This window comes from Streptomyces sp. NPDC091972 (genome assembly GCF_044756385.1).
GTDB lineage: Bacteria > Actinomycetota > Actinomycetes > Streptomycetales > Streptomycetaceae > Streptomyces.
This window is the reverse complement of sequence record NZ_JBIVSV010000013.1, coordinates 41,855-53,580: the sequence shown is the minus strand read 5'-3', so window position 1 is coordinate 53,580 and position 11,726 is coordinate 41,855. Positions and strand designations below refer to the sequence as shown.

Genomic DNA, 11,726 nt, shown 5'->3' with positions numbered 1-11,726 from the left:
GTTGATCGGCCTCCTCTGTGCGGGCGGGTCAGGGCGGGGCGTAACTACGCGGCCCCGGGACGGACGGGATCGGTGAGCCTGATCCGGATCAGCCCGGACGCCCTGTCCAAGGTCTCGATGACGTCGGCCCGGGTCGGGCCCTGGGCGATGACATAGCCGAGCCGGTCGTAGGCCTGACGCGGTGTGCACACCGTGCGTCCCGGCTGGGCCGTCGGCACCACGTGGGTGACGCCGGGCAGGTGCCCGGCCTCCTCCAGACCGTCGAAGCCGCCGAGCACTCCGTCGCGGTCGGCGGTGAGGAACTGGACTCCGGCCCAGGACTCCTGGTCGGCCCTCGGTTTCACGGACAGTCCGGCGGCCGCGCCGAGTTGCTCGGCCAGCAGATCGGTGCCGGAGGAGAGCCGGACGAGTTCGGGAATCATGCCGCCGGCGGGCCTGCCGTTGATCTCGATCACGGACACGTCGTCGTCGTGCACCCGTACCTCGGTGTGGGAGGCGCCGTGCCGAAAGCCGACGGCGGCCAGCGCGGCGGACACCACGGTCTCGATCCGGGCGGCGAGGGCCGGCGGCAGCACCGCGGGGAAGACGTGCCGGTACTCGACGAAGTGCGGTCCGTCGGTGACGTGTTTCTCGGTGATGCCCACGCAGATCGTCTCGTCGCCGGTGCCGAACATCTCCACGCTGTACTCGGGTCCGTCCAGGTACTCCTCGATCAGCGCGGTAGAAGCGACCCGCTGCCCCCGCACATTGAACGTACGGCCGAGCACGGACCGGGCGGCGGCCTCGGCTCGGTCGGCGCTCGCGCACCGCACCACGTCGACGGATCCGGAGTCGTCGACCGGTTTCACCACACAGGGCAGTCCGACCCGGCGTACCGCTTCGGCGACATCCTCGGGGCGGTCCGCGGTCGCGAACCGGGTGCGGCACAGGCCCGCGTCGGCGAGTGCCCGCCGTACCCGCGCCTTGTCCCGGCACAGGGCGGCCACCTCGGGCGGGTTGCCCGGCAGTGCCAGCCACCGGGCCAGCTCGGCGACGAGCGGCAGGTAGAACTCGCTGGTGGTCGTCACGCCGGCGCAGTCCTCCCGGCGGATGGTGTTCCTGAGCGTGCGGCGCACCGCGCTGAGGGAGTTGGTGTCGCAGCGGACCGTCTCGCAGGCGCGTTCGGCGAGGCCCTGGTAGCGCTCCGGGTCCGCGGTCAGGAAGAGCGGTTCGAGGCCGAGTTCCCTGGCCTTGTCGAGGGCGAGCATGCCGGTCCCGGTGGTGTTCGACTCGACGAAGATCAGCTTGCGTGGTTCCTGGCGGCGTCGGAGCTCCGCGCAGGACCAGGCCGTGACCTCCTGGCCGTAGGGGACGCGGACGGGTGTGCGCCGCCGGGGCTGGGAGGTGAGGTCGGCGCCGCGCCAGTGCTCGTCGTCGTAGACGGTCCCGGTGTAGCGGTCGCCGCGGTCGGGGAAGATGCCGACGATCCGGCTGCCGGGCGACGCCTGTGCGGCCAGGTGCCGCAAGACCTGGTAGACGGAGCCCGAGGTGTTGCCGCCGAAGACGTTCTGCTCCCGTGCCAGGTCCCGGGTGGCGGCGAAGGCCTCGTGGTCGTTGAGCCAGTGCACCTCGTCGATGAGGGTGCTGTCGAGGTTGGCGGGGTGCAGGCTGTTGCCGAGTCCGCTCTGCAGCCGCCGAGGACGGTCGGGCTGGTCGAACAGGACGCTGCCCACACAGTCGACGCCCACCACGCGCAGCCCCGGCAGGCTCCGGCGCAGGACGCGGGAGGTGCCGCACAAGGAGCCGCCGCTGCCGACGGACCCGACGACGGTGTCCAAGGAGCCCAGATCCTCCAGGAGTTCGGCCGCCAGGGCGCGGTAGGCCAGCGGGTTGTCCGGGTTCTGGTACTGCTGGGGGCAGAACGCGCCCGGCAGTTCGTCCATCAGTTGCGCGAGGCGTTCGAGCCGGGCGCTCTGCCAGCCGGCGGCGGACATCGCCTCGACGATGTGGACCGCGCAGCCCAGGGCCCGCAGTTTGGCCAGGGTGATCGGGTCGATGCGCGGGTCGGTGACGATGTGGACGGGATGGCCGAGGGAGGTGCCCACCAGGGCGACGCCGAGGGCCATGGTCCCGGACGAGCTCTCGATGACAGGTGCGCCGGGACTCAGTTCGCCGGTGCGGCGGGCTTCCAGAATGGCTTGTTTGGCGACCCGGTCCTTCATCCCGAAGAGGTTCTGCAGTTCCAGTTTGGCGTAGATTTCCACGTCGCCGGGGCCCTCGTGGCGGAGCCTGACGACAGGTGTGTGTCCGATTGCGTCCACGACGCTGCTGAAGATCACAGGTTCCCCGATCGGTCGACGGGCGGTGAGTGGGGCGGGCCCTCATCGACCAGTGAGTGGTAGAGGGCGGTGTGGCCGGCGAGTTCGCGGCAGGCGTCCCTGACCCGGGCCAGCCGGTTCTCGTACTCCGGGTCCTCCTCGGCGAGCAGGATTCCCAGAACCGTGCCGCTGTGGGCCGCCACCACGCCCAGCGCCCCGGCGGTCCGGCTGATGCGGCACATCTCGTCGAGCATCCGCTTCGGACGCAGCCGCTGGTTCATCACCGCGCTGCGCGTGGCGACCTCCCCCATGGTCACCAGGTCTCGCTCGCGCAGCGCACGGACCAGGGTGTCGAGGAGCCGGCCGTACTCACGTTTGTCGGCGGGGCCGAACGGTTTGGGGATCCGGTTGAAGGCGATGGTGGGTACGGCACCACCCTCGTCGACGCCGACGATGGTCAGCGGGGGCGGCTGGCCCAGGTGCTCGCGCAGTCGCGCCTGCCGGTGGTAGAAGGCGACGGAACCCGGGTACATCACCCCGTCGGTGGGCTCGATGGCGCGCAGCAGGTCCTCGATCGTGCTGTTGGCCAGGGGGATGCCGAAGGCGGAGCAGATCGCCCGGCAGGCGGCCACCAGGTCCGCAGACGAGCTGGCGAGCCCCTTGCCCTCCGGCAGGGCGCTGTGGATGGTCAGCGTGCCACCGCGGTCGATGCCGTGCCGGGCCAGCAGCATCCGGGCCAGGGTCAAGGACTTGCGTTTGTGCGCAGGTCGCACCGTGACGGGGCAGTCGGCCGGGCCCACGTCGAAGCGGGCGGTGGACCACAGATCGATCGGCAGGGTCACCAGGAAGTCCAGGCCGTTGTCCGGCAGCACTCCTTGGAGCAGTTCGCCGAATGTGCCGAAGGCGCGGCTGATGCCCAGCCCGCCGTCCAGTGTTCTTTCGATAGCGGACTCGTGGGTGCGCATGTGTGTGGGCGTCCCTCTCGTTCGGAGTGCTGTCAGCCGCTGAGACCGAGCAGACGGTCCGTCTCCGTCAGGCCGGCCCGGACCGTGGCCCGGCGGCTCTCCCAGGTGTCCGCCAGCCGGCGGGCGTGCGCGCGCTGGTCGGTGAGCAGCGCGCGCACCGCGTCGGGGTGGGCGGAGCCAGGGGTGGTCTTGTTCCGCAGTCCGTGGTCCACGTCGAAGGACTCGGCCAGCAGCGCGTCCGGGGCCTCGACGTGGTGTCCGTGCCGCAAGGCGGCCTCGCGCAGCAGTGCCGGTTCCGTACGGCCCGGGGGCAGTCCCTTCTCCAGTGCCGAAGTGATGTACTCCCCGGCGACGACCTGCGCGGTCCGCCAGGGCACGGCGGCCCGCAGCGTCAGCAGGTTGGCGAGGGTGAAGCCGCCCAGGAAGTCCCGCTCGCAGGCGGCGCGCATCCGGTCGGCCCGGAAGTCGAGATGCCGCAGCACCGCCGTGAACAGCCGCAGAGCCGAGGCCATCTCCTCGACGGCGGAGTGCCGGAAGCCACCGGCCTCCTTCGACGCCTCGATCATGTTGGTGTAGGGCACACCGCGCTGCCCGATCACCAGGTCGAGATGGGCGCTCGCCACGTGTGCGGCACGGCCCCGGATGCGTTCGAGGACGGGAAAGTTCCTCTTCTGCGGCATGGCCGCGGAGATCCCGCAGAACTCGTCGGGCAGGTCGACGAAGCCGAGCTCACTGCTCCCCCAGGCCATCAGATCGGTGACGAACCGGCTGAGGGCCACCGCGTAGGTGGACAGTTCGGCGGCCGTCTCGACGCGCCAGCCCCGTGAGGCCACCGCGGTGAGCGCGTGCGGCACCGCCGAGGTGCAGCCGATCAGACGGGCCATGCGCTCCCGGTCCCACGGCAGTTCCTGGCCGGCCATGGCCCCCGCGCCCAGCGGAGACCGGTTGTTGACGTCGTGGGTGAACAGGAGCCGCTCCACGGTGTGGAGGGTCTGCTCGACGACGGCGGTGAGGTAGAAGCCGGGGCTGATGATCTGGGCGGCCTGGTACTGGGTGTAGCCGGGCATCGGCAGTTCTGCGGTGCGCTCCCCGAGGTCGAGGGCGGCCTCGGCCGTCTCCAGCAGGGCCTGCGCGGTTCGGGCGAGTGTCTCGCGCCCGTGCAGCAGTTGTGCGCAGGCCTGGAGATCGTTGCGGCTGCGGTCGACGTGCCAGTGCACCACGCGCCGCGGCAGATGCCGTTCCACGTGCCGCTCCAGCGCCAGGGCCAGGTCCGACAGGTTGGCCGCGGGGTCGGCGACCAGTGTCTGCGGCGTGGTGCGGTGCAGGATCGCGGCGATGGCCGTGCGGTCGGCGGCCTCGACGAGTTCCATTCGGTGGTACTCGACGAGGAGCACCTTCTCGATGAGGACGTACCAGGGGAGGAGGTGTTCGGCCTCGTACCGGAACTGGGGGCCGAGCACCTCGTCGTGCAGGAGTCGGCTGGGTGTGTTCCGGACGCGGCCGCTCAGGGGGCCCGCCGCGTTCTCGCTGGGTCGCATCGTCGCGAGTGCTCCTGCCTGGCGACAGCCGTCGCCTGCCCGATCGGTTGCGGGCACCAAGCATCACCGGGCGCCGGCGGCGCGGGCGGCAGCATGGAGGGCAAGAACGCGGCAGTCTGCCTGCCGGTCGCATCCGGCGCAGACTGCCGTCGCTCGTGCCCGGGACGCGCCCGCGGCTGTCGTCAGTGGACGGTTTCCGGCTCCTGCATCTCGAAGAGGCGGGCGACGAGGTTCAGGACGCGGAACTGTGAGCCGGCCGAGCCGTCGACGCGCCGGATCAGGCCGCGGACGAGCAGTCCCCAGACCCGCCGTGCGGAGTCCGGTTCGTCGATGCCGGCGAGCCTGGCGACGTCCTGGACGGTCCAACCGGTACGCAACGGGGCGAGTAGGCCCAGCAGTTGTCGGTCGGTGGCGGTGACGGTGCGCACCGACTGTTCCAGGGTCTGCCGCAGCGCCGGTCCGGCACCGCCCACGGTCGGCGAGATCAGCAGGGACAGCGGGTCCCGCCGGGCACGTTCCAGGAGCTGTACCGGGGACAGGACGAGACCCCACTCCGCTCCGAGTTTGAGGGCCGCGGGAATGCAGTCGAGGGCGCGGCAGACACCGACGAGATGACCGACCGTCGCGGCGGAGGTGTCCGCAGCCCGTGGCTGAAGACGGCGGATGTGCGAGAGCATCAGTTGGACGGCGGGGTGGTGCTCGGCTCTGGGGGGCGGGTTCGTCTCGCACGCCGGCACGTCGAGCGGTTCGAGGGGCAGCAGGTGCTCGCCGGGGGTGGCGCCGCTGTCGCGGGTCGTCACCAGGACCCGCAGGCCGTGGCAGCCCGCGAGCAGCGCCAGCACGCGGTCGGCGCCGATCCGCTTCAGGTCGCATCCGTCGAGGACGAGCAGGGTGCGCCGCTGGCCGATCATCTGGACGAGCTGACGGGCGTCGAATTCGTCGCCCATGAGGTGCTCACCGATCCGCGAGACCTCGGCCACCACCGCGCTGTCCACCCGGAACCGGTCGGAGCCGTCCGGGTGCGGGCCGGGAGCGTCGAGTGAGACCCACAGCGTCGAGTACGCGTGGAGCTTGTGGAGAGTGTGCGCGACGTCGAGGGCCACGCTCGTCTTTCCGACACCGTTGAGACCGGTGATGGTGATCCAGCGGTTGTGGTCGCGTGTCATGGCTTCGACCACGGCCTGCACCTCGGCCTCGCGACCGGACAGGCCGTTGATGCGAGCGGGTGGTTCGATCGGGGCGGCGTCGCTGATCAGTTTGGCGGCGGCCTCCTTGGCGCTTCCTCCGCATGCCGCGTGGAGCACCAGGCGCTGGGACTCCCCCAGGTGCAGTCCGTTGGCGATGAGCCGCACGGTCTCCTGCCGGGGGCGTTCCACCCGTCCGTTCTCCAGATCCCTGATCGCCCGTACGCTGACCGTGCTGATCTCGGATAACTCGTACTGGGTCAGGCGCGCCTGGCAGCGGAACCTGCGGACCAGGGTGCCGATTCCTTCGGGTCCCATTCACAACCTCCGTTGGTTGTTCGGATTTCCTCGTGCACATGTGATCGGCGAGACGATGGGTGGGCCACGGCCGAGGGACATCGTTGTCCCGGCCGAACCGGTGCTCGGCCCCCTTTCGAAAGGCTTCTTTCATTCTTCTCACGGTCCTGGTCGGTGTCCATAGCAGCGAAATCGGGATCAAGGCCGAAACCGGGCGGCGGGCCAAGGTGCCGGTCGACTGCCGGTCCGGAGTGCCGCGGTCGCGGCCACCGGGTTCCTACGCTGACGCGGTCCGCCTCATTCCAAGGAGATTCCGTGTTCATGGTGGTGGCCAACGACCAGGACCAGTACGCGATATGGCCCGCCGAGCTCGAACTGCCGGACGGCTGGCGGGCCGAGGGCACGCGCGGAGACGAACAGGAGTGTCTGCGCCACATCGACGCGACATGGACCGACATGCGGCCCCGTGACCTGCGTGAGCGGATGGCCCGCGCGGAGGGACAGCGGTGACGGCCCCGGCCTGTGAGCCGGCGTCGGTCATCCAGCAGGGCATGTGGCTGGCCTCCCGGCTGGCTCCGAGGAGCCCGGCGTTCAACGTCTCGACGGCGAGCCGGCTGACCGGCCCGCTCGACGTGGGGGCTCTCCAGGCCGCGGTGTCGGCGCTCACGAGCCGCACCCCGATCCTGCGCGCGCGCTTCGTCGAGCGGGCCGGGACGCTCGTCGTCGAGACCGTTCCCGACGCCAGTGTGCCGCTGGAGGTGGTCGATCTCGGCCGCAGTCCGGAAGCGGCGGCCCTGGGGGACGCCCGGCGCCGGGTGGAGACCGCTGCCGCCGTGCCGTTCGACATGTCCCGCCCGCCACTGCTGCGAGCCGGCGTGATACGGCTCGGCCCTCACGATCACGTCGTGCACCTCGACCTCCATCACTCCGTCTGCGACGGCTGGTCGCTTCGACTGCTGCTGAGAGAACTGGCGGAGACCTACGCGTGTCTGTGCCGTCCAGACGCCAGGGACCCGGAGCCCGCCCCGTCCCGCCCGGCCTACTGGGAGTACCTGCGCGGCGCCCGCGGCACGGACGGTCCCGGACGTGCGGCTGACCTGTCGTTCTGGCGCCAAGAGCTGTCGGGAGTACGCCTGTTGGAGCTGCCCGGCAACTCCGTGGAGCCGACGCCGGGTACCGTGCGGCCCGGCGCGCAAACCAGGTTCGTTCTCGACGAGGATCTGCTCGCCCGGGTCGACGCCTTGGCCGGGCGGCTGTGCACCACGCGCTTCGTGGTGCTGCTGAGCGCGTTCCAGACCGTGCTGGGCCGACTGTGCGGCACCCACGACGTGGCGGTGGGCACCACCGTCTCGCAGCGGGACGGCGCCGAGGCCGAGCGGGTCGTGGGCCCGCTGTTCAACACCGTCGTGCTGCGGGGCGAGTTGGACGGAGACCCCGCCTTCGCCGACCTCGTCGACCGCAACGCCCAGCGCTTCCTCGACGTTCTGGAGCACCGGCACACCCCCTTCGAGACCGTGCTCCGCGACGTCCGGCGCACGACCAGGTCGGCGGCGGCCAACCCGCTGTTCAACGTCCTCTTCGAGGTGGACTACGAGCCGGCCGAGGCGTTGCGACTGACGGGCACCGACGCCGAGCCCTGGCCGGTCGGCTTCACCACCCCGAAGAGCGACCTGGACCTCGCGCTGGCACCGTGCGGCACGGGGCTCGAGGGCACGCTGACCTACCGGACCTCGGCCTGCGACAGCCGTACGGCCGAGGAGGTGGGGACCCGGCTGCGCACGGTCCTGGGGGCGGTCACCGACGCCGCACGCGGTGGGCCGGATCTGCGGCTGCACCGGGTTCCGGTGCTCACCTCCGGCGAGCTGGCCCGGTTCGAGGAGCTGTCGGACGGCGGACCCGGCGAGCTCCCGGACGCCTGTCTGCACGAACTCTTCGAGCGGCAGGCACGGCGCACTCCGGACCAGGTCGCCGTGCGCGAGGCCGGCGGGGACGGAACGGCCGCGCTGACCTATGCGGAACTGGACGCGCGGGCCGACCGGATCGCCCGGGCGCTCGCCGCACGCGGGGTGGGTCCCGAGACCCGGGTCGCGGTGTACATGCACCGTTCCGCGCACCTGGTGGCCGCACTGCTCGGGGTCGCCAAGGCGGGCGCGGCGTACGTACCGCTGGATCCGGCCTTCCCGCTGCCCCGGCTGCGCCATCTCGTGCGGGACAGTGGATCCGCCGTCGTCCTGACCGAGCCTGTCCTGGCGGATTCCGCCTCCGAACTGTCGTCCGCGGTCATGCTGGTGGACGAACAGGCCGCCCCCGGCGGACCGGCCCCGGTGCCGGCCGATCCGCGCAACCTGTGCTACGTCATCTACACGTCCGGTTCCACCGGAACGCCCAAAGGCGTCCTCGTGGAGCACCGGGGTCTGGTCAACTTCCTGATGTGGTGCGTCGACCGGTACGTCGGCGACCGCACCGGCGGGGCGCCGCTGTTCTCGTCGATCGCCTTCGACATGATCGTGCCGAACCTGTTCGCGCCGCTGCTGGTGGGCCAGACCGTCACGGTCGTTCCCGAGTCCGTGCCGCCCTCCGAACTCGGCGAGGTCCTCAGTGCGGCCGGGCCGTTCGCGTTCGTCAAGCTGACCCCGGGCCATCTCGAGGTGCTGACCCGCCAACTGCCCGCGCACCGGGCGAAGGGCCTGGCCCGGCTGCTGGTGGTCGGCGCCGATGCGTTTCCCCGCTCGGCGCTCGGCGCGTGGCGTGCGCTCGACCCGCACACGCCGGTGCTCAACGAGTACGGCCCGACCGAGGCGTCCGTGGCCAACAGCGTGCACGAGGTCGCGCCGGAGGACGCCGACGGGGCCGGTGACCTGCCCATCGGTCTGCCCATCCCCCGCACCACGCTCCATGTCCTGGACGCCTCCTTCAACCGGGTGCCGACCGGCGTGACCGGCGAGATCTACATCGGCGGCGACTGCGTGGTGCGGGGGTACGCCGGTCTGCCCGCGGTGACGGCGAGCCGGTTCCTGCCTGATCCGTACGGTCCGCCGGGCGCCCGTATGTACCGGACGGGAGATCTGGGCCGCTGGAACGCGGACGGCGAGGTGGAGTTCCTCGGCCGAGCCGACCAGCAGGTCAAGATCCGCGGATACCGGGTGGAACCGGCGGAGGTGGAGAGCGCGGTGGCCGCGCATCCGGCGGTGCGGCGAGCCGTGGTGGTCGCAGTGCGCGCCCCCTCGGGTCAGCTCGCGTTGGCCGCCTACGCGGTCCCCCGTACCTCCGAGCGGCCGTCCGCGGCGGAGCTCCGCGCGTCACTGAGCGAAGTGCTGCCGCCGTACCTGGTGCCCTCGGTGATCACCTGGCTGGACGCGCTGCCGCTCAATGAGAACGGCAAGACGGACCGGGCCGCGTTGCCGCCGCCGGCATGGCAGGGATCGGGCGCAGACGGGCCCCCCGCCCGCTCGGCCGGCGAAACGGCTGTCGAGCTGGCCGCCCTCTGGTCCGAACTGCTCGGCATCCCGGCGGAGGACATCGGGGCGGCCGACGACTTCTTCGCTCTGGGCGGCGACTCTCTCCTGGTGCTCGCGCTGCTGGAGCGGCTGCGCGCCCGCTACGACCGCCCCGTCCCCTTCGAGGAGGTCCTGCGCTCCCCCACCCTCGCGGCGTTGTCGGCAGTGATCGACGCCGAGCGCCGACGGCCCGGCGGGTCCGGGACCCCGGACGTGTCCCGGCCCCGCAGCCTGGCAAGGATCCAGGGGGCCGCGGGCGGGGGTGTCCCGTTGGTGCTGGTCCATCCGGTCGGCGGCACGGTGTTCTGCTACCGGCATCTGGTCGCCGAACTGCCGTCGGCACAGCCGGTGTACGGGCTGACGCTCGCCTCGTTGCACGGCGACGGCGGCGACGACGAGAGCACGGTGGAACTGCTGAGCTCCCGTTACGCGCGCGAGATCACGGGAGCCGTGGACGAGGCGGTGGTCGTCGCCGGCTGGTCGGCAGGGGCGCCCGTGGCCCTTGAGACCTGCCGTCAGTTGGCCGCCCTGGGCCATGGCGTGGCCGGGCTGGTCCTGCTCGATCCGTGCGCGCCGGAGGACCCGGCGGGCTGGCGGGAGCAGGAGCGTGAACTGGCCCGGATGAGCGCACGGTTGCACCAGGCCACGGGCCGGCGCCGGGAGGAGGCCTTCCAGGCGATCGTCCGCTCCGGCCTCGTCGAGACCATGGGGGTGGACCCGGCGTCGTGCCGCACGCCCGACCGGTTCCCCCGCGAGGTCCTGCGGGTGTGGCAGCGACAGTGTGCGCGACTCGGCGCCTACCGCCCCGGCCCCCACGACGGCGACCTCTGCCTGGTGACCTCCGCCGAGGACGCGCATTCGGCCCGCTGGGAGTCCCTGGCAACCGGCGCGGTGCACCGGGCGAGCGTGTCCGGCGGCCACTTCGACATGCTCAGGCCGCCGTTCGCCACCGAGGTCGCCCGGGCGGTGAGCGGGTTCCTGCCGATCGCGGTGGCGGGCGGGCCCGCGTCGTGACCGCGATGACCCTGGACGTCAGTCCCGTGCACGAGCTGGTCGGCCGCCAGGGCGAACGGGCCCTGGGGCGGCTGGCGGTCCGCTCGCCCATGGAGCAGTTCACCTACCGGGAACTGCTGCACAGTTCGCACAGTCTGGCGCGGCGGCTGACCGCGCTCGGCAACCCGGCGCAGGCACCGGTGGGCGTGTGTCTGCCGCGCGGCCCCCGGTTCGTGGCGGCGACGCTCGCGGTCCTGGAAAGCGGCGCGGCGGCACTGCCCATCGATGCGGCGACCCCGCCCGAGCGCGTGGACCGGATTCTTGCGTCGGCCCGGGCCACGGCCTGCTTCACCGACCGGGACGACACGGCGGCAGCGCCCGCCCCGGACGAACGGGCGGGCTCCGCGTCCATGGTGGTGTCCCGGCACGGACAGTGGCTGGCGCAGATCTTCGAGGCCCAACTGGTCTGCCCGCTGACGCCGGGTGACACGATGCTGCACTCGGCGGCGGTCGGCTCGCCCGAGGCGGTGCTCGAGATGTTCTGGCCTCTGTGCGCGGGCGCGGCCGTGGTCGCGCAGGAGGCCCGGGATCCCATGGCCCGGCTGCTGGCCTGCCAGCGCAACCGTGCCACCGTGATGGTGCTCCCGCTGGACGCGCTCGAGGAGTTCATGGACTTCCAGCGGGTGCACGGGCTGCTGCCGCCGCCGTGGCTCAGGCATGTCCTGTGCACCGGCGCGGTGCCGCCTCCCCAGGTGGCCGCACGGTTCGCCGAGCAACTGGGGCGGCACGGCTGTTCGTTGCACGTCGTCGGCGGGTCCGGGCCGGCAAGGACACGAGCGTGACACGGCGGTGGGGGGGGGGGGGGGCGGCGGCCCCCCCCCCCGGGGGGGGCGGGGGGGGGGGGGGGGCGGCCGCGGCAGGGCGGCGGGGTGGGGGCCCCCACGGGGGGGCGGCG

General features: G+C 72.1%; 7 protein-coding genes. 3 read left to right on the top strand and 4 right to left on the bottom strand.

The window, feature by feature from the left end; translation table 11 throughout:
• Positions 1 to 44: 44 nt before the first annotated feature.
• The 4 genes from ACIQJT_RS31940 to ACIQJT_RS31925 form a co-directional block, all read right to left on the bottom strand.
• The gene (locus ACIQJT_RS31940; protein ID WP_402649326.1) at positions 45 to 2,300 is read right to left on the bottom strand and encodes a pyridoxal-phosphate dependent enzyme; all 2,256 of its coding nucleotides are present in this window, start codon (positions 2,298 to 2,300) and stop codon (positions 45 to 47) included.
• Positions 2,301 to 2,314: 14 nt separating this feature from the next.
• Positions 2,315 to 3,262: a kinase gene (locus ACIQJT_RS31935; protein WP_365461602.1), complete on the bottom strand. Its 948-nt coding sequence runs from the start codon at positions 3,260 to 3,262 to the stop codon at positions 2,315 to 2,317.
• Positions 3,263 to 3,294: 32 nt separating this feature from the next.
• Positions 3,295 to 4,800, bottom strand: a complete 1,506-nt coding sequence (locus ACIQJT_RS31930; RefSeq protein ID WP_402649325.1) for an argininosuccinate lyase — start codon at positions 4,798 to 4,800, stop codon at positions 3,295 to 3,297.
• 182 nt (positions 4,801 to 4,982) lie between these two features.
• Positions 4,983 to 6,302, bottom strand: a complete 1,320-nt coding sequence (locus ACIQJT_RS31925; protein ID WP_402649324.1) for a helix-turn-helix domain-containing protein — start codon at positions 6,300 to 6,302, stop codon at positions 4,983 to 4,985.
• A 300-nt stretch (positions 6,303 to 6,602) separates the two neighbouring features.
• Between ACIQJT_RS31925 and ACIQJT_RS31920 the strand changes: the two genes are divergently transcribed.
• Genes ACIQJT_RS31920 through ACIQJT_RS31910 form a run of 3 tightly spaced genes read left to right on the top strand, consistent with a single transcriptional unit; the run spans position 6,603 to position 11,613 of the window.
• Complete coding sequence (locus tag ACIQJT_RS31920) at positions 6,603 to 6,791, top strand: MbtH family NRPS accessory protein (protein WP_053847875.1); 189 nt, start codon at positions 6,603 to 6,605, stop codon at positions 6,789 to 6,791.
• Positions 6,788 to 10,792: an amino acid adenylation domain-containing protein gene (locus tag ACIQJT_RS31915; RefSeq protein ID WP_402649323.1), complete on the top strand. Its 4,005-nt coding sequence runs from the start codon at positions 6,788 to 6,790 to the stop codon at positions 10,790 to 10,792. The genes ACIQJT_RS31920 and ACIQJT_RS31915 overlap by 4 nt, the downstream gene beginning before the upstream one ends.
• Positions 10,793 to 10,797: 5 nt before the next feature.
• Complete coding sequence (locus ACIQJT_RS31910; RefSeq protein ID WP_402649477.1) at positions 10,798 to 11,613, top strand: AMP-binding protein; 816 nt, start codon at positions 10,798 to 10,800, stop codon at positions 11,611 to 11,613.
• The last annotated feature ends 113 nt before the right edge of the window (positions 11,614 to 11,726 follow it).

Coding starts and splice junctions, on each gene's coding strand:
- ACIQJT_RS31910 (WP_402649477.1), top strand. CDS start 10,798: ATGACCCTGGACGTCAGTCCCGTGCACGAGCTGGTCGGCCGCCAGGGC.
- ACIQJT_RS31920 (WP_053847875.1), top strand. CDS start 6,603: ATGGTGGTGGCCAACGACCAGGACCAGTACGCGATATGGCCCGCCGAG.
- ACIQJT_RS31925 (WP_402649324.1), bottom strand. CDS start 6,302: ATGGGACCCGAAGGAATCGGCACCCTGGTCCGCAGGTTCCGCTGCCAG.
- ACIQJT_RS31935 (WP_365461602.1), bottom strand. CDS start 3,262: ATGCGCACCCACGAGTCCGCTATCGAAAGAACACTGGACGGCGGGCTG.
- ACIQJT_RS31930 (WP_402649325.1), bottom strand. CDS start 4,800: ATGCGACCCAGCGAGAACGCGGCGGGCCCCCTGAGCGGCCGCGTCCGG.